We start from the raw sequence: 18,253 nt of genomic DNA, 5'->3' as shown, positions 1-18,253 counted from the left end.
CCCGCGAGCAATGCCATTTCAAGTTCGCCCCTACAACAACAAGAAAGAGGCTCGAGATGAACACCCCACCCCCACGCCCCGATCACATGCCGGACGCAGCCCTGCAATCGGCCTACCGCAAGACGGCCTGGCGGATCATTCCGCTGCTGATTGTCTGTTACCTGGTCGCCTACCTTGACCGGGTGAACGTGGGCTTTGCCAAGTTGCAGATGCTCGACGACTTGAAATTCAGCGATGCGGTGTACGGATTGGGCGCCGGCGTGTTCTTCGTCGGCTACCTGATGTTCGAGATACCCAGCAACATCGCCCTGCACAAGTTCGGCGCACGACGCTGGATCGCCCGCATCATGATGACCTGGGGCTTGCTGTCGGCGGCGATGATGTTCATTGAAACGCCCATGACCTTCTACGTGCTGCGCTTTCTGATCGGCATCGCCGAAGCGGGCTTCTTTCCCGGGATCATTTTCTACCTCACCACCTGGTTCCCGAGTCATCGCCGGGGCGTGATGATTTCGCTGTTCATCGCCGCCTTGCCGATCTCGAGCATGCTCGGCTCGCTGATCTCCGGCCTGATCATGCAGACGTTCGATGGCGTGGCCGGCTTCGCCGGGTGGCAGTGGCTGTTCGTGATCGAAGGCTTGCCCGCCGTGGCCCTGGGTGCCGCGGTGTTCTTCCTGTTGCGCGACCGCAATGTCAGATCCGACTGGCTCAGCCTCGACGAAAAACGCGGCATGCAGGCTGCACTGGATCGCGAAGCCAAGCAGAAGGCCCGCCACTCGCTGCGCGACGGCCTGCTCAACCCGAAGATCTGGCTACTGGGCGCTGTGTACTTTTGCCTGGTGCTCGGGCAATACGTCATCAGCTTCTGGATGCCGACCATCATCCGCAACAGCGGTGTTGCCGAGCCCTGGGCCATTGGCGTGCTGACGGCGATCCCATACTCGGTGGCCACGGTCAGCATGGTGCTGGTGGGCCGCAGCTCCGACCGCCTTCGCGAATATCGCTGGCACCTGGCGATCTGCGCCTTCATCGGCGGTGCCGGGGTGGTGTTCGGCACGCTGTTCGGCGAAAGCCTGGTGCTGTCGATGATCGGCCTCACCATCGGCACGGCGGCAATGATCAGCAGCTTGCCGGTGTTCTGGGGCATGCCCACTGCAGTGGTGGGTGGCGCGGCGGCGGCAGCCGGAATCGCGTTGATCAACTCGCTGGGCAACATCGCCGGGTTCTTCAGCACCATTGTGGTCGGCTGGTTGACGCAGCTCACCGGCAACACCCATGCGGCCATGTACTTCATGGCCGCTGCGCTGGTGATCGGTGGGCTGCTGGGGTTGAGTGTGTCGCGTACACCACGCATCGCCGAACCGGCAGGTGCGGGCTTGCCCCGCGATGCAATGTAGGCACAGGCTCAGAAGTCGTAGCGCACGTCCATCATCAGGTTGCGCGGCGGCCCGTAATGGCCATAGCTGCCGGAGAACCCCGAGTAATACTTCTCGTCGAGCAGGTTGTTCAGGTTCAGTGAGCTCGAGAGGTGGTCGGTGAACCGGTAGCGCGCCATCAGGTTGACCACGGCGTAGTCGTCCTGCCCCACGCGGCTGTTGTAGCGGCTGAAGTACAGCGAGTTGCTGGAGTTCCAGCTGGCGCCACCGCCCACGGTCAGGCGCTGCCACTGGCCGGGCAACTGGTAGGTGGTCCACAGCCGGAAGGTGTCCAGCGGCAATTGCGTGGTCAGCCGCTCGCCCTCGGCATCCTCGGTGCGGGAGTGGCTGTAGCCGGTCTGCAACTCCCAGCCAGGCGCCAGTTCGCCCGACAGCTCCAGGTCGACGCCCTTGGTCTTGGCACCGCTCACCGCACGGTAGGCGTCTTCATCGGTACCCGGCACGGTGAAGCCGGCATCGAGCTCGGCGACATTGTCGCGCTTGACCAGGTAGGCCGCGACGTTGGCATTGAGCCGGCCGTCGTAGAACTCGCCCTTCCAGCCCAGTTCGTAGTTTTTGCCGACCACCGGCTCGAGCGTCTTGCCAGTACGGTCCTGGCTCGATTGCGGCTTGAAGATATCGGTGTAGCTGGCGTACACCGATTGCTGCGCAGTGAGGTCGTAGACCACGCCGGCATAGGGCGTGACTTCGCCACGCTCGGTCATGCCGTAGTCCATCGTGAACCCCGAGGCCAGGCTCTTGGAGTAGTAGTGATAGTGGTAGTTGCTAGCCCGGGCGCCGAGGATCAGGTGCAACTGGTCGCTGAGGTTGAAGCGGCTGGCCACGAAGTAGCCGCTCTGGCGAGTGTCGACGTCGTAGTCCAGGGTCGGGGAGAAGGTGCTTTTGTCCGGCTTGGGCAGCTCGTTGTTCCAGGTGTAGAAGTCCACGAGCGCCGGGCTGCCGGTGGTCGCGTAATGGTGGTTGACGTAGTCCAGGTAATTGCTGCCCACGATCAACTCATGGGTCTGCCCGAACAACTCGAATGGCCCTTGCAGCGTGGCGTCGATGGCCTTCTGCCGCTGGTTGGCTTCGGACCAGCTCTGGCTGATGCTCGCAATACCCTCCGGGGTGATGTACGACATGCCGGTCGAGCTCTGGTAGGAGCCTGTGCGTGTATCGCGGTCGACCTCCATGTAGGTGGCCGCCACCTTCAACTGCCAGTCGTTGGCCAGTTGCTGTTCGATGCCCAGGGTGTAGTTGTTGGTGTCGAAGCGGTCCGAGTTCCAGCGCGCGCCAGAGCTGGTGGAGCGGGAGAAATCGGTCTGCTGGCCGTTGCTGAACAACATCGGCACACCCTGTGCACCGGTCGGCCGGTAGCGCTGGTGGTCGATGCTCAAGCGCACCACGGTGCTGTCGGTGAAGTCGGCTTCGAGCACGCCGTAAAGAATGTCGCGGTCCTGCTGGTACCAGTCCATGAAGGTATTGTTCAACTGCTTGGCCGCCACCATGCGGCCGCGCAGGTTGCCGGTCGGCGTCAACGGGCCGGAGACATCCGCCTCCAGGCGCTTGTAGTCCCAGGACCCGACACCGCCCTGCACATAGGCCTGGAACTCGTGGGTGGGGCGCTTGCGGATCACATTGACCACCCCACTGGGATCGCCCGCGCCCGTCATCAGCCCCGTGGCACCGCGCACCACCTCCACGCGGTCGTAGATCGCCATGTCCATCAGGGTGCTGGGCATGTTGCGGGTCTGGTTTTCCTGGTAGGTGGTGACGCCGTCGAACTGGTAGGTATTGATGGCACTGCCACGCGAGTAGATGTTGAAGCGCTCGCCGCCATCCTGGGACATGGTGATGCCGGGGGTCTGGTTGAGCACCTCGGACATGCTGTGCAGTTGCTGGTCATCCATGCGCTGGCGGGTGATGACGCTGATCGACTGAGGGGTTTCGCGAATCGACAGGTTCATCTTAGTGGCGGTGCTGGTAGCGCCTGTGGTGTAGGAGCCGGTGCCTTCGGTGGTGGCGCCAAGGCCTGCCGCATTGATACTCGTGGCCCCCAGTTCCAGCGCCTCGCTCTCGGCTGCCTGGGGGATCAGCCGGTAGCGGCCCGGCCCCACCGCTACCGCCTGCAGGCCGGTCCCCGCGATCAGCCGCGCCAGCGCCTGGTCCAGCTCAAACCGACCGCGCAGGCCGGGGCTGTTCAGGCCCTGGGCATGCTGCGAATCTACCGCGACCATTACCCCGGCTTGCTGGCCAAACTGCCCCAGCACGCTGTCCAGGCTACCCGGGGCGATGTCATAGGTGCGCTCTGCGCCCTGCTCGGCGCGAGTCTCTGCGGCCTGCACGACTGGGTTGGCACAAGCCACGACAACGCCAAGCGCCAGGACGCGCACGGCTGTTGCAAGGGGAGTAAGGCAAGTTTGCATCGAGACAATCCTTGGGAAGCAGTTGGGGACATGACGCCGTGTACCTGGCGTCTTCCCTTGTCTTGATGCGCGAGCCCGCAAAACCTGCCGGCAGCGGTGAAAAAAATCAGGCCGGCACGACGTTGGCCCAGTAGCCGAATACGCGCTGGACACGAATCGGCAATACCTGGGCCAGCAGATCGAGGCTGGCCTCGGGCTGGTCGACCGAAAACGAGCCACTGACCAGCATTCCGGCGATACGCGGATCGCAGCGCAGCACGCCCGGCCGATAGCGGTCCAGCTCTGCCAGCAGTTGCCCAAGCGACAGCCGCTCGGCCACCAGCAGCCCTTGCGTCCAGGCTCCTGCACCTGCGGGCAATGGCGAGGGCGCGCTGATGTGCCCATCGCTAAAGCGCTGCTGCCAACCCGCCTGCAGCGTGAAACGCCGACCTTGTGCCTGCGCCACCAGGGCGCTGCCTTGGAGCAGCTGCACCTGGGTGCCGGCGCGGTCCCGGCTGACGATCAGCTGCGCCAGCTCCCCTGGGTGGATCGCGGCGTCGGCGGTATGCAGGCTGACCATGGCGCCCTGCTCCACCTTGAGCGACACACGCCCACTGTTGAGGGTGAGCTCGCGGATACCGGACACCAATTGGCTGTCCAGCGCAGTGCGGGTGTCCAGTTGCAGCGCAAGCCCCGTCTCGAGGGCAACGTTGCGCCGCTCACCAGTGCCGGTGCCATAGTCGCTGAACAGCGTCGGCAGCAGGCTGCGCTGTTGCACGCCGTAGCCGCTGGCGACCACCACGCCGACACCGGCCAGGCCCTTGAGCACGGCCCTGCGCGAAGTCAGCGTGCGTGCGTTCAACAGCCCTCGGGCTCCTGCCGGACAGAAGCCACGCGTGCCGTCACGCAGGCCCTGGCCGATGCCCTCCAGGCGCCGCCACGCCAGTTCGTGGGCCGGGCTTTCCTGGCGCCAGCGCTGGCAGGCATGTTGCTCGGCTTCGGTACTGACTCCCGATTGCAGGCGCACCATCCACAGCATGGCCTGCTCCAGCACCTCCGGGTCTGGATGGGGATCATTGGAGCTGAACGCTTTCATTCGCTGTAGACCGCCGCGTAGCAATGCCGGTATGCCTTGAGCATGGCCTTCTGCACGATATTGACGGTCAGGCCCAATTGCTCGGCGATCTGCGGGTAGGTCAGGCCATCGAGCTGGGACAACAGGAACACCTCACGCACCCGGCTGCCCAGGCCATCGAGCACCTGGCCGACGGCGTCCAGCGCCTCGAGCACCAGCAGGCGGGTTTCTTCCGAGGGGTGATGCTGCGGCTCCATCAGTGCCAGGCCTTCAAGGTAGGCGCGCTCCAGCGCCTGTCGGCGAAAGTGCTGCAGGCACAGGCGCCCGGCAACGGTGGCAAGGTACGCCCGTGGCTCACGTAGAAATGACGGCATCTCGCTGCGCAGCAGCCTGACGAAGGTGTCCTGGGCCATGTCCAGTGCCTGTTCACGGTTGCCGAGCCGACGCCGGAGCATGGCCACTACCCAGCTGTAATGCTGCAGGTAGAGCTCACCGACATCGTGCGGGCTGGACGGGGGCATGGGGCGGGATCTCCTGGGCGGCGAGGAAATCACGCATGGTAATACTTCTCATTAGCTTGTATCTAACTATTTGTTCCGCGATCACGGTTCAGAAAACTCACCAGCTCACGCCCGTGGCTGCTGAGCGACTCCCAGCCCTTGATGCACAACCGCAACTCAAGGGTGGCCCAACTTTCCTCGAGCAGAATCATCCGCACAGGCAACTCCTGCTCCATGCGCAACGCCGTGGTCTGCGGCAGCATGGCGATACCAGCGCGCTGGGCGACCAGTTGCGCGATGGCCTCGAAGCTCGGTGCCCGCACGCGGATCTGCAGCGCCATGCCCAGTTTTCTCGCCCGCTCTTCGACGAACCGCTGCATGGCCCGCTCGGTGGGCATGCCAATGAAGGGATAGCTCAGCGCATCGCTCAGGCGGGTGTGTTCGCTGCCTGCCAGGGGATGCTCGTTGGGCACCAGCATCACCAGCCGCTCGTTGCAAAACGGCAACGACAACACCCCGTCACTGATAACGCTGCCGTCATACACGCCGATTTCGCACTCACCGGTGAGCACCGCCCGCATGACGTCCGCGCTCCTGTACTCGGTCAGTTGCAAGTCGACCTCCGGGTAGTCGGCCAGGAACGATCCCAGCACAGCCGGCAACAGGGTGTTGGTGGTCACCGTGGTGGCCGCCAGGCGCAGGGTGATGCGGCGCTGGCCGGCGAGTTCCTTGAGTGTGTCCTGCAGGGTTTGCGCTTCGCCCAGCACGCTACGGGCCGCTTCCAGGACCAAGCGCCCGGAGGGGGTGAGCTGCATGCCGTCGGCCTTGCGGGTGAACACGGTGACGGCGCAGCGCTCCTCGAACAGGCGCAAGCGGCTGCTGGCGGCGGAGACAGCAACCGGTATGCTGGCCGCCGCCTTGCTCAGGCTGCCGGTGGTGGCGATGGCGACCAGCAGGCGTAAATCGGGGAGGTCGAAGTGCACGGGGCGTTCTCTTTTGGCGAAGGCTTGTTTCGGGAAAATGCGATTCTGCGCCGGTTGCGTTCTCTTTAGAATAACCCCTGTCTCCAACTCCTCTCCTGGGTTGCCCATGAATAATTTGCGTGCGTTGTGCCAGCGTTGCGTCCACAACGGCAGCCTGTTCGCGGTGCTGTCTGCCCTGGGGTTCAGCCTCAAGGCGATTTTCGTCAAGCTGTCGTATGCGGCAGGCCCCGTGGATGCGATCACCCTGCTGGCCATGCGCATGGGCCTGGCCCTGCCGTTGTTTGCCTGGCTGGTGTGGGCCAGCCGGGGCCCTGCCAACGCGCCGCTGGGCCTGGGCGACAGCGTGCGGGTGATGCTGCTGGGCTTGTTCGGCTATTACCTGGCGAGCCTGTTCGACTTCTATGGGCTTGAGTACATCAGCGCCGGGCTTGAACGGCTGATCCTGTTCACCTACCCCACCCTGGTGCTGGTATTCCAGGCCATCGCCCTGCGCGAGCGCCCTACCCTGCGCACCCTGGCGGCGATGGGCCTGTGCTACCTGGGCCTGGGAATCGCCTTCGTGCATGACGTCAGCGTCTCGGGCATGGGCAACCAGGTGATCGTCGGCGCTGCCTGGGTGTTCGCCAGTGCCGTGACCTATGCGCTGTACTACTCGGGCACCGGCATCATGCTCAAGCGCATGAATTCCATGCGCCTGGCCGGGCTGGCGGGCGGCGCATCGTCGCTGATGGTGCTGGCGCATTATGTGCTGGTGGCCGATTTCACCGGGCTCTGGCAGCTGCCCGCGTCGGTGTGGATGTACGCGGCGCTGATGGCGGTGGTGTCCACGGTGCTGCCGATCTATTGGGTGGCGCTGGCGATCCAGCGCATGGGCGCAACCCAGACAGCGGCAGTCGGCAACCTGGGGCCGGTGCTGACAGTGCTGGCCTCGTGGGCCGTGCTCAGCGAGGAGGTGTCGATGTACCAGATGGCCGGGCTGGCCCTGGTGCTGTTCGGGGTTTCACGGTTGAAACCTGCCAAGGCGAAGGCCCAGGCACCCGGGCCGGTCGGCACTGCACCACAAAAGGCGTAGCGTGCCGGTCAGCTACACTTGAGGGTCCTGGTGCCGCGCGTTGCGCAAGGCACCAGCCCCAAGCGCAGTTACTCTCACCGAGTTGACCTGAGTACACACCATCATGTGTAAATCATGTGATTCAACTTCAACGTCCACCCCCACCGACCGTCGTCGCTTTCTTCAACTTGCCGGACTCGGGGCCAGTGCCCTGCTACTGGCGGGTGCGCTACCTGCACGGATGATCCAGGCCGCGGAGAAATCGTCTGCGCCCCCCAAACCCCAAAACGTGATGACACCCGACCAGGCCCTGCATCGCCTGGTTGAAGGCAACGAACGCTATGTCAGTGGCAACTCCGACACCCACGACTTTCAGGACGAACGCGAAGCATTGGTTTCCGGCCAGAACCCGTTCGTGGCGGTGCTCAGTTGCTCCGATTCACGGATCGCCCCCGAGTATGCCTTCGATACCGCACGCGGCGATCTTTTCGCCATCCGGGTGGCCGGCAATTTCGTCACCGACGAAGGCCTGGCCAGCCTTGAATATGCGGTCGCCGTGCTTGGCGCACCATTGATCCTGGTGCTGGGACACGAAAGCTGCGGCGCCATCGATGCCGGCATCAAGGCAGTAAAGGAGCAGACTGTGTTCCCTGGGCATATCCCCAAGCTGACCGAAGCACTCAAGCCCTCCATTGAAAAGGTCCTCGAGCAGCCCGGCAACCTCATGGAAAATGCGACCGCGCAAAACGTCAAGGACTCGGTGCAGCGCCTTAAAAACGCCACGCCGCTGCTCACCGATGCCCTCGGCAAGGGCACCTTGAAGGTCGTAGGCGGTGTCTACCGCCTGGCCACCGGTAAAGTCGAACTGATTGCCTAGCAGCAGAAAACAAAAAAGCACCCGAGGGTGCTTTTTTGTTTGCCGCAATCTAGCTGGACAACGCCGCCACTCGGGCCCGCGCGCTGTGCAGCTTCTTGTAGCTGTCGATCAGGCGCAGGTGCTTGTCGAGCCCTTCGAGCTTCATGCTCGTCGGCGTCAACCCGAAGAAGCGCACGCTGCCGTCCACCGAGCCGATCACCGCATCCATCCGCGGGTTGCCGAACATGCGCCGGAAGTTGACCTCGTAGTCGTCCATCTCCAGGTCGTCGTCCAGCTCCACTTCCAGCACCACGTTCAAGGCCTGGTAGAACAACCCGCGCTCGACGGTGTTGTCGTTGAACTGCAGGAAGGTTTCGACCAGCTCCTTGGCCTCGTCGAACTGCTGCAAGGCAAGGTGGATCAGCAGCTTCAGTTCCAGGATCGTCAGCTGACCCCAGGCGGTGTTTTCGTCGAACTCGATGCCGATCAAGGTAGAGATGTCGGTGTAGTCATCGAGCTCGCTCTCGATCAGGCGATCGAGCAGTGCCTGCAGGTCGGCCTCGTCGAGGCTGTGCAGGTTGAGGATATCGGCGCGAAAGAACAGAGCCTTGTTGGTGTTGTCCCAGATCAGGTCGTCCACCGGGTAGATTTCCGAGTAGCCCGGTACCAGGATGCGGCAGGCCGTTGCGCCCAGGTGCTCGTACACCGCCATGTACACTTCCTTGCCCATGCCTTCGAGAATGCCGAACAAGGTCGCGGCTTCCTCGGCGTTGGCGTGTTCGCCCTGGCCGGAGAAGTCCCACTCGACGAATTCGAAATCCGCCCTGGCACTGAAGAAGCGCCACGACACCACACCGCTGGAGTCGATGAAGTGCTCGACAAAGTTGTTCGGCTCAGTCACCGCGTGACTTTCGAAGGTAGGCTGCGGCAAGTCGTTCAGGCCTTCGAAACTGCGGCCCTGGAGCAGTTCGGTCAGGCTGCGCTCCAGCGCCACCTCAAGGCTTGGGTGCGCGCCGAACGAGGCGAACACGCCGCCGGTGCGCGGGTTCATCAAGGTCACGCACATGACCGGGAATTCCCCGCCCAGCGAAGCGTCCTTGACCAGCACCGGAAAGCCCTGCTCTTCCAGGCCCTGGATACCGGCCAGAATGCCGGGGTACTTGGCCAGCACCGCCTGCGGTACATCGGGCAGGGCGATCTCGCCTTCGAGGATTTCGCGCTTGACCGCCCGCTCGAAGATTTCCGACAGGCACTGTACCTGGGCTTCGGCCAGGGTGTTGCCGGCGCTCATGCCGTTGCTCAGGTAGAGGTTTTCGATCAGGTTTGACGGGAAGTACACCACCTCGCCATCCGACTGGCGTACAAACGGCAGCGAGCAGATGCCGCGCGCTTCGTTGCCCGAGTTGGTGTCGAACAGGTGCGAGCCGCGCAGCTCGCCGTCGGGGTTGTAGATCTCCAGGCAGTACCCGTCGAGCAGCTCGGCTGGCAGCGCATCCTTGCGACCCGGCTGGAACCAGCGCTCGTCGGGGTAATGCACGAACGGCGCGTTGGCGATTTCTTCGCCCCAGAACTGGTCGTTGTAGAAGAAGTTGCAGTTCAGCCGCTCGATGAACTCGCCCAGCGCCGAAGCCAGCGCGCTTTCCTTGGTGGCACCCTTGCCGTTGGTGAAACACATCGGCGACTGCGCATCGCGGATGTGCAGCGACCATACGTTGGGCACGATATTGCGCCACGACGCAATCTCGATCTTCATGCCCAGGCCCGCCAGGATCCCGGACATATTGGCGATGGTCTGCTCCAGCGGCAGGTCCTTGCCAGCGATGTAGGTGCTGGCGTCCGAATCCGGATTGACCATCAGCAGCGCCTGGGCGTTGGCGTCGAGGTTTTCCACTTCCTCGATGACGAACTCGGGACCGGTCTGTACCACTTTCTTAACCGTGCAACGGTCGATGGAACGCAAGATGCCCTGGCGGTCTTTCTCGGAGATATCCGCCGGCAGCTCGACCTGGATCTTGAAAATCTGGTTGTAGCGGTTCTCGGGGTCGACAATGTTGTTCTGCGACAGGCGGATATTGTCGGTGGGGATATCGCGCGTCTGGCAGTAGAGCTTTACGAAGTAAGCCGCACACAGGGCCGACGAAGCCAGGAAGTAGTCGAATGGACCCGGGGCAGAACCATCGCCCTTGTAGCGAATAGGCTGATCGGCCACCACCGTGAAGTCATCGAACTTGGCTTCAAGTCGAAGGTTGTCGAGAAAGTTAACCTTGATTTCCATGCGGGATTACCATCGAGCAAAACAAATTGGCCGCCATTATCCGGTTTTTCACCCTGAAGTCCCGCGCTTTTAAGCGATGGCCGCTGGCCGGTCCCCAGGACATGATCTCGCCGGGTGCCCCGTTATTCGACAATCGCCGGATGCGCCTGCACCGGGCCACCCAGCAGCTCGCGATAAGAGGCAGGCTGCTTGCCGTCCAGATCGACAATGCCATACGCCAGCGCCGCTTCTGCGCCGATCAGCACCTGCCCGGATTGCGTCATCCGGTTCGGATCGCAATACAGCGCGTGAATGACCTTCCCGGTGAACTCCGGGCTTTCCAGCACAAACGAGAAGTCCTCGTACCGCTGCGGGTGGTCTTCCAATGCGCGTGTCGTGCGCTCCGTGCGCAGCGGGCCCATCCAGATGGACACCACCGCAACGTCGTAGGGGCGAAGGTCAACGGCCATGTCCTTGGCGAACTTGTCGACACCGGCCTTCTGCGCGCCATAGGCAGCACCGTGCATGTAGCAGTTCGCGCCGAATGACGAGGTAAACGCGATCAGCCCGCCCCGCCGCTTAGCCATCAGCGCAGCCGCATGCCAGCTCGCCACATAGGCCGAGCGCAAGCCGACATCGAGGATGTCGACAAGATCGAGCGACTTCTCCCAGAACGGGCCGGGCTCAATCAGTTGATCGTGCAGAAAGGTCGCATTATTGACCAGAATGTCCAGCCGCCCGCATTCGCGTTCGACCCGTTCAAACAAGCATCGCACCTGCTCGTCATCGGCGTGATCACACGCGACAGCGATGCCCTTGCCGCCTAATGCGTCGATCTCGCGCGCGGTCGCGTGGATCGTGCCTGGCAACGGCGCGTCGCCCTCGTTCTGCGAGCGGCCGGTCACGTAGACCGTCGCGCCTGCCGCGCCGAGCGCCAGCGCAATGCCTTTGCCGGCACCGCGCGACGCGCCGGTCACGACCGCGACCCGATTGCTGAGATCGTTATTCATTTGCGAACCCCTGTGCTGCGGAGTGAGTGGACTGCATCGCGATCGGCTGAATCCCGGCAAAGCGCACACCGGGTGCAGTGTCCGCGTAGCTCGCTTCCAAGGTGGACGTTACAACGCAGCGCGTGGCAGAGATCTTCCACTGGCCGTCGACCTTGCGGTACTCATCCTCGTAGTACGCACCGAGTTGGGTGATGACGCGCGAGCGCGTGTCGATCCTCTGGTAATGCAGGCCCCAGGTGCCGCGGGCCTGGGTATGATCGAGCACATCGATCTGCGGGTTGACGCCGTGATGCATCTCGACGACGTGGGGATGGCAGCCAAGCGCCTGAAAAATCGCCACCAGCTGATCGCGGTCCTCGAACTCACCGATCCGGCCGTAGTCGATGCGCACCGGGCCTGGCGCGAAGCAGTCGCGCATGCCCTGCGCATCCTTGAGGTCGCAACAAGCCAGGTAGCGCGCTTTCAGCCGGCGAATCGCCTCGGCGTCTTCAAGCATGCGCAAACGCGTTTCCAGTTGATCGGTGGGGGTCATGCCATCTCCTCGGGTCGTGCCGGTCCGTGTGCCTGAGCAACAAGGTACAAGCACGGCCGCACCGATCAGTAATCCAAACAGACGATGTGGCTTCTCAGGTCTCGCAGGATCTCAGCAGCGGCAAGCAGAGGTGAATGCATTGTCAGGCGTAATCAACGCATGGCACCTGTTAAATGTCTTCTGCCTCGGGCGCACGGAATGCCTTGCTGTAGTAGCCGGACGAGTCGAAACAGCAGACGTGCTTCTTGCCGGATGCAAGCATTTCGCAGGCATCACCAATTCGTTTGGCGCGCGTCTTGAGTTGCTTGGCTGAAGTCATCCAGTGGATCCAGTCTACGCGTGCGATGGTCGTCGTATTGTTCCAGGCCTCACGAGCCTCGGGCGTGGCGGCCAAGGCCTCCTGAAAATCTGCTGGGATGTCAGGCTCGGGCTCCTTCTTCACGGGGGCGAGTTCGAGTGTGACGATATCCCCGACGACCGCGCCTGCGGCTTCGAGTAACGCGCTACCAACCTGCAGCCAATGGCTGAGCTGACCATCCGGCTCAAGGGTGGCCTGGAAAGGGTGCCCATTGATTGTGCCTTCGACTGTGGTTCTTCCTCGCCTCGGAAGCTGTTCACTCGCCTCTCTTGGCAGTACGACAAACGCCCACGACGTATCACTGCCAGGGTGTGCCGGACGAAGTAGCCTTGCTTCGAATCGGGATTTCACATCGATCGTTGTCATTGCAACACCTCCAACCAATACGCCCGACTACTAGCCAGCAATTTTACAGTCGCGTTCAAACGCGACTGTGCGAGTAAAGGCTATTGCGGGATGGGGCTGGTATCATTCAAGCATCCACGAGCCGGGTTGAATGATGAACCGTCAAAAAAAGATCAAGCAGCTACTGAAGGCGCACGCCAAAAAGGCCAGTGCCAAATTGGCGCCGAAGAACAAGCCTAAATACATCAGCAAGGCTGATCGATTGAAGCTTGCCGCTGAAGGCAGCCAGGACTCGGAGCTAACCTGCGAGTGAGCGCCCCGCTGCGCGGCTGGCGCAGGGCAAGCAACAGCCTTGCACAGACTTCGTAGGAGCCGGACTTGCCGGCGATCGACCGCAAAGCGGTCGTCATTCAGGCCCCCTGTGACAGGCAAGCTGCACTGCCCTCATCGCTGGCAAGCCAGCTCCCACAAGGTCTGCCATCCGGTGGCCAGGCTTGCCCCGCGATCAATTGCACTAGCGCCGATAGTAGCGGCGGTCATCCTCGTAACGGTGGCGCATGGCCCGGTCATGGTGGCGCTCCCAATCACGATGGCGGGCAGCTTCGCGGCGGGCCTGCTCCCTGCGCCATTGATCCCGGCGCCAGTTGTCGCGACGCCAATCGTCCCGACGATCATGCCAACGGTCATCATGCCGGTAGCGGTCGTCATGGGCCAGCAACGGCCCGGCCGGCTCACTGGCCAGCGTCGCCCATGGGTTGCCGGCCGCCGCCTGTACATTCGCGACGGGCGGGGTTGAGGTGTTGACCTGTGTTGCCGATGCCGAGCCCATTGCCGCGAACGCGAACAGGCCGAAGAGCACCATCCGTGGGACATGGAATTTCATGAGCGAAGACAACCTCTGCTGGACAATTGGGCGTGTGGCCATCCGGCTGCAGGAAACCTGAAGGTTCGTTCCTGACAATCGGATGTGCCTATCCACATAGACCGGTAAACAGGAAAAAGTTCTAAGGCACCTTTGCTTTCGCGCTCCGATACGTACTCGCGGTCGAACGCGGTCGAAGATGTTCTGCGCATCAAACACGGGTTTCTTTTCCTACGCACTGAGTGATAATGCGACCGATTTACAATTAAAAGCCGCCGCAGTGGAAGGAACGGCATGTCTGGCAAACACCCCATCGAACATCTCTACGTCGAACACCATGGCTGGCTACAGGGCTGGCTGCGCCATCGCTTGAACAATGCCGCGGATGCGGCGGACCTTGCCCAGGACACCTTCGTGCGCGTTCTGCAACGCCGCCACGCCCAGGCGCTGCTGGAGCCACGGGCGTACCTGCGTACCGTAGCTCGCGGGCTGGTCATCGACCTGTGGCGCCATCGCGACATCGAGCGGGCCTGGCTCGAAACCCTGGCCCATCTACCGACTGAAGACATCCCTTCACCGGAAACCAATGCCCTGGCCATCGAGGCACTGGTGACCATCGACCGCCTGCTCGACGAGTTGCCAGCGCGGGTGCGTGTCGCCTTCCTTCTGGCGCAACTGGACGGCTTGCCCTGTCCTCGGATCGCCGAGCAGTTGGGGGTGTCGTTGTCCACGGTCGAGCGGGATATCGCCAAGGCCTTGCGCCATTGCTACAAACGAGTGTTCGAGGACGCGCTATGAACGGCGCCGCCCTGCCCTCGCTGCCAGCCGAGGTGGTCGACCAGGCCATCGAGTGGTCGATTCGCCTCACCTACAACCAACCTGACCAGGCTACGCGCCTGGCCTTCGATGCCTGGCTGGCCCGTGCCGATACGCATCGCCTGGCCTGGGCACGCATCCAGAGCCTGGGCGGGCGTTTTGCCGGAGTACCCACGGAGCTGGCCATGCAGGCCCTGGAGAAATTGCCGGAGGCTCGCCTGCAACGACGGCAGATGATGAAACTGCTATCGGTATTCGCAGCGGTCGGCGCTACAGCCTGGACAACCCGCCAAACCATTCCCTGGCAGCGTCTGCAGGCCGACTTCAGCACTCAGGTCGGGCAACGCGGCCGATGGACGCTGGCCGACGGCAGCCTGCTTGAGCTCAATACCGATAGCGCCGTGCGCCTGCGTTTCGACGCTGTGGCCCGTGATATCGAACTGCTGCGGGGTGAATTGCACCTGATCAGCGGCAAGGATGGCGACAGTCCGACCCGGCGCGTGCTGCGCGTCAGTACTGCGCTGGGTATGTTCGAGGCCCTGGGCACCCGCTTCAGCGTACGGCTGGACGAACAGTCCTGCCGCCTGGGCGTCACCGAAGGTGCGGTACGCATGCACCCGCGGGGCGGTAATGCCGCTGTCGCACAGGCCGGGGAAATCTGGCAACTGGAGGCTACTGCCACCCATCGCCTGACCGGCGATGCCGCGCAATCCGCGGCCTGGCGCGACGGCCTGCTGGCAGTGCGCGACATGCCGCTGGCCAATGTACTGCAGGAGCTCGGCCGCTACCGCAACGGCTACCTGGGCTGCGCGCCAGAGATCGCCCACCGGCCGATCAGCGGTAACTTCAACCTGGCAGACACCGACGCCACCCTGGCCTTCCTAGCACGTTCCCATGGTTTGCAGCTGCACACCCTGACGCGCTACTGGGTGCGCCTGAGCACCTAGGGCAGCACGATAAAAAAGTTCGCGATCCGTGAAGGGGTTTTCGATCTGGCACGGCATACAGATCAGATCCCATCTGCTAATGAGAATCATCGTGACTCACCACCCGTCCCTTCGCATCGCCGTTCGCCACGCCATTTTCTGCCTGGGCCTCGGCCTGAGCCCCGTTCCGTTCGTCCATGCGGCCGATCCTGCCAGCGCCAGCGCTGCCCGTGAGTTCTCCATTGCGGCAGGTTCGCTGGATTTTGCACTCACCGAACTCAGCCGCGCGACTGGCCTGAACATCGCCTTCGAGCCCGCCGATCTGGCAGGCAAGCACAGCCGCGGACTGAACGGACGCTTCACTGTCGACCAGGCGCTGGAGCGCCTGCTTGCCGGCAGTGGCCTGCAGGCACTGGCCATGGGCAACGGTGGTTTTCGCTTGATACCTGCCGAGCCAGCCTCCGCCGGTGCCGTGGCGCTGGCTGCCACCAGCGTCGTCGGGGCCGCCACCCTGGGCGAGCTTACCGAGAACACCGGCTCCTACACCTCCGGCGCCATCGGTGCAGGAGGCAAGACACCGCGCAGCCTGCGTGAAACGCCGCAATCGGTTTCGGTCATGAGCAAGCAGCGCATGGAAGACCAGAACCTGAGCAGCCTGACCCAGGTGCTCGACCAGACCACCGGCATCACCGTAGTGGGCGGCAACGACTCGAAGAACGAGATCTACTCCCGGGGCTTTGTGATTCGCAGCATCCAGACGGATGGCGGTGCGCCGATGCTGCGCAACGAGGCCTTCGACACCCTGCCAGACATGACCGCCTACGATCACGTCGAGGTGCTGCGCGGTTCCGATGGCCTGTATGGCGGTACCGGCGACCCCGGTGGCAGCATCAACCTGGTTCGCAAGCGTGCGCTGGCCTACGACCAACTGAAGGTCAGCCAGTCGGCAGGCAGCTGGGACAACTACCGTACCGAAGTGGATGTTACCGGCCCCCTGGGTTTCGATGGCGCCCTGCGCGGCCGGATGGCCATGTCGTATGAAGACAAAAAGTACTTCTACGACAATGCCGACAGCGAGAAGCACGTGGTGTTCGGCACCCTGGAAGCCGACCTGACGCCGGAAACCCTGCTGACAGTGGGCGGTACCTACGAATGGCGCGACATGGATGGCTATTGGGACCGGGGGCTGGTGCGCTACAAGGACGGTACAGAACTTGGCGCCTCGCGCAGCACCTCGCTGGCTGCCGACTGGTCAGCCAACAACTACAAGCGTACCGAGTACTTCGCCAAGGTCGAGCACGCCTTCAACGACAACTGGAAGATCAACACCAGCTACACGAAGAGCAAATTCGACTCCACCCAGGACATCGGCGAGGTGAAGAGCTCGGTCACCCCGAACGTCACCAATGGCACGATCTTCTCGCGTTTCATCCGTGGCTACAGCATTGAGCAAGACCTGTTCGATACCAACGTCTCCGGTAAATTCAACGCCTTCGGCCTGCAACATGAACTGCTGGTCGGTGCCGACTACGCCGAAGTCATGCGCAGTTACTCCGACCACAGCGACCTGACCACACCCAGCGCCATCAACGTACCGTTCGACATCAACACCGGCGACGCCGGCTCCATGCCCAAACCGCCCACACCCGGGATCTACTACTACAACCCGGACTGGAACCAGCGAAAATCCGGCGCCTACACCACCCTCAAGGCGCAGCTTGCCGACCCGCTCCACCTGACCCTGGGCGCGCGCTATTCGGACTACCGCGACAACGTGCGCACCGTGGTGCCGAGCTTCAACGCCGATAACCGGGTCAAGGAAAGCAACCGCGGCGAAGTCACTCCATTTGGCGCCCTGGTGCTGGAGGTGACCGAACAATGGTCGCTGTACACCAGTTACGCCGAGATCTTCTCGCCCCAGACCGCGTATAAATCCCAGAGCGGTCACCCACTGGACCCGATCGAGGGTGAAACCTATGAGTTCGGTACCAAGGGCGAACTGCTCGGCGGTGCCCTGAATCTCTCCTCGGCGTTGTACTACACCAAGCGCCAGAACGAGGCGGTGAGTACCGGCAACGGCTTCTATACCGCCTCCGGCGAAGTGGTGAGCAAGGGCATCGATACCGAGCTATCCGGTGAACTGGCGCCGGGCTGGCAGGCCATCGTCGGCTACACGCTGAACCTCAACAAACAGCGCACCGCAGGCGACTCGGCCAACGACGGCAAGCCGATGAGCACGCAAACGCCCAAGCATCTGTTCAAGTTCTTCACCACCTACCAACTGCCGGGCGAGCTGGAACGCTGGAAAGTTGGCCTGGGTGCGACCATCCAGAGCGACAGCTACAAGAGCGGCTTCGTACAGCACCGCCTGCCTGACGGCAGCCTGAGCTCGGCAGAGGCGTACTCGTTCGAGCAGTCCGGCTATGCCGTATGGAACAGCCTGGTCGAATACAAGATCGACCAGCACTGGACCGCGCAGGTCAATGCCAACAACCTGTTCGACAAGACCTACTACCAGACGGTCAACTCCAGCGATGGCGGCAACTGGTACGGGGCGCCGCGCAACTACATGCTGACCCTGCGCGGCACATTCTAAAAGGGACGATGGTCGGAGCTGGCTTGCCCCGCGATGCGATGTGTCAGATAGATCGCTATCGCGGGGCAAGCCCGCTCCTGCCTGCGTTAGAAGCTCGCCTTGACCGACACCATGAAGTTGCGCGGCTGCGCTCCAACGACCCGCCCAGGGCATAGTCACCCCACAGGCGCAGCATGTGGCGGGGCAATCGCTGACCACAACGGACTGAACGGCAAGCCCGCTCTTATATATGCAGCAGCTCTATCACCCTCCAATACTCCCGCTATTAG

16 protein-coding genes are annotated in these 18,253 nt (G+C 62.7%); 7 read left to right on the top strand and 9 right to left on the bottom strand.

Annotated features, from left to right (window positions below; translation table 11 throughout):
- Positions 1-56: 56 nt before the first annotated feature.
- Positions 57-1,397, top strand: a complete 1,341-nt coding sequence (locus tag NPS58_RS03325) for an MFS transporter (protein WP_274113498.1) — start codon at positions 57-59, stop codon at positions 1,395-1,397.
- An 8-nt stretch (positions 1,398-1,405) separates the two neighbouring features.
- On the opposite strand, the gene NPS58_RS03320 is transcribed toward NPS58_RS03325, so the two are convergent.
- From NPS58_RS03320 to NPS58_RS03305, 4 genes are all read right to left on the bottom strand, one after another.
- Entirely contained in the window at positions 1,406-3,841 is a 2,436-nt protein-coding gene (locus NPS58_RS03320) for a TonB-dependent siderophore receptor (protein WP_274113496.1), read from the bottom strand.
- A gap of 106 nt (positions 3,842-3,947) precedes the next feature.
- Positions 3,948-4,916 (bottom strand): DUF4880 domain-containing protein, encoded by a 969-nt coding sequence (locus NPS58_RS03315; protein ID WP_274113494.1) that lies wholly within the window; start codon positions 4,914-4,916, stop codon positions 3,948-3,950.
- On the bottom strand, positions 4,913-5,416 hold the full coding sequence (locus NPS58_RS03310; RefSeq protein WP_274113492.1) for a sigma-70 family RNA polymerase sigma factor: 504 nt from the start codon (positions 5,414-5,416) through the stop codon (positions 4,913-4,915). The genes NPS58_RS03315 and NPS58_RS03310 overlap by 4 nt, the downstream gene beginning before the upstream one ends.
- A 62-nt stretch (positions 5,417-5,478) precedes the next feature.
- A complete protein-coding gene (locus NPS58_RS03305; RefSeq protein WP_274113490.1) occupies positions 5,479-6,378 on the bottom strand; it encodes a LysR family transcriptional regulator in 900 nt (299 codons plus the stop codon).
- Positions 6,379-6,484: 106 nt separating this feature from the next.
- Between NPS58_RS03305 and NPS58_RS03300 the strand changes: the two genes are divergently transcribed.
- Positions 6,485-7,450 (top strand): DMT family transporter, encoded by a 966-nt coding sequence (locus NPS58_RS03300; protein WP_274113488.1) that lies wholly within the window; start codon positions 6,485-6,487, stop codon positions 7,448-7,450.
- A gap of 103 nt (positions 7,451-7,553) precedes the next feature.
- Complete coding sequence (locus tag NPS58_RS03295) at positions 7,554-8,306, top strand: carbonic anhydrase (RefSeq protein ID WP_274113486.1); 753 nt, start codon at positions 7,554-7,556, stop codon at positions 8,304-8,306.
- 49 nt (positions 8,307-8,355) lie between these two features.
- Here the strand turns inward: NPS58_RS03295 and NPS58_RS03290 are convergent, their stop codons facing one another.
- The 4 genes from NPS58_RS03290 to NPS58_RS03275 form a co-directional block, all read right to left on the bottom strand.
- Positions 8,356-10,560, bottom strand: a complete 2,205-nt coding sequence (locus NPS58_RS03290) for an OsmC domain/YcaO domain-containing protein (protein ID WP_274113484.1) — start codon at positions 10,558-10,560, stop codon at positions 8,356-8,358.
- A 122-nt stretch (positions 10,561-10,682) separates the two neighbouring features.
- Positions 10,683-11,549 (bottom strand): SDR family NAD(P)-dependent oxidoreductase, encoded by an 867-nt coding sequence (locus tag NPS58_RS03285; protein WP_274113482.1) that lies wholly within the window; start codon positions 11,547-11,549, stop codon positions 10,683-10,685.
- Positions 11,542-12,081 carry a nuclear transport factor 2 family protein gene (locus NPS58_RS03280; protein WP_274113480.1) on the bottom strand — a complete coding sequence of 180 codons (540 nt, stop codon included), beginning with the start codon at positions 12,079-12,081 and terminating at the stop codon, positions 11,542-11,544. The genes NPS58_RS03285 and NPS58_RS03280 overlap by 8 nt, the downstream gene beginning before the upstream one ends.
- Before the next feature lie 169 nt (positions 12,082-12,250).
- Positions 12,251-12,805: a YdeI/OmpD-associated family protein gene (locus NPS58_RS03275; protein WP_274113478.1), complete on the bottom strand. Its 555-nt coding sequence runs from the start codon at positions 12,803-12,805 to the stop codon at positions 12,251-12,253.
- A gap of 133 nt (positions 12,806-12,938) precedes the next feature.
- Between NPS58_RS03275 and NPS58_RS03270 the strand changes: the two genes are divergently transcribed.
- Entirely contained in the window at positions 12,939-13,097 is a 159-nt protein-coding gene (locus NPS58_RS03270; RefSeq protein WP_274115342.1) for a DUF2986 domain-containing protein, read from the top strand.
- Between the two features lie 201 nt (positions 13,098-13,298).
- Here the strand turns inward: NPS58_RS03270 and NPS58_RS03265 are convergent, their stop codons facing one another.
- Positions 13,299-13,667, bottom strand: coding sequence for a hypothetical protein (locus NPS58_RS03265; RefSeq protein WP_274113476.1), 369 nt, complete (start codon positions 13,665-13,667; stop codon positions 13,299-13,301).
- Positions 13,668-13,940: 273 nt separating this feature from the next.
- Between NPS58_RS03265 and NPS58_RS03260 the strand changes: the two genes are divergently transcribed.
- The 3 genes from NPS58_RS03260 to NPS58_RS03250 all read left to right on the top strand — a co-directional run bounded on the left by NPS58_RS03260 (position 13,941) and on the right by NPS58_RS03250 (position 17,984).
- Positions 13,941-14,444: a sigma-70 family RNA polymerase sigma factor gene (locus NPS58_RS03260; RefSeq protein ID WP_274113474.1), complete on the top strand. Its 504-nt coding sequence runs from the start codon at positions 13,941-13,943 to the stop codon at positions 14,442-14,444.
- Positions 14,441-15,409, top strand: a complete 969-nt coding sequence (locus NPS58_RS03255) for a FecR domain-containing protein (RefSeq protein ID WP_274113472.1) — start codon at positions 14,441-14,443, stop codon at positions 15,407-15,409. The genes NPS58_RS03260 and NPS58_RS03255 overlap by 4 nt, the downstream gene beginning before the upstream one ends.
- 91 nt (positions 15,410-15,500) lie before the next feature.
- The gene (locus NPS58_RS03250; protein ID WP_274113470.1) at positions 15,501-17,984 is read left to right on the top strand and encodes a TonB-dependent siderophore receptor; all 2,484 of its coding nucleotides are present in this window, start codon (positions 15,501-15,503) and stop codon (positions 17,982-17,984) included.
- Positions 17,985-18,253: the final 269 nt, after the last annotated feature.

This window comes from Pseudomonas putida (genome assembly GCF_028682455.1).
In the GTDB taxonomy this organism is placed as follows: domain Bacteria; phylum Pseudomonadota; class Gammaproteobacteria; order Pseudomonadales; family Pseudomonadaceae; genus Aquipseudomonas; species Aquipseudomonas putida_AA.
Note: the sequence above shows the minus strand (reverse complement) of the source record. Positions and strands in the feature narration are given on the sequence as shown.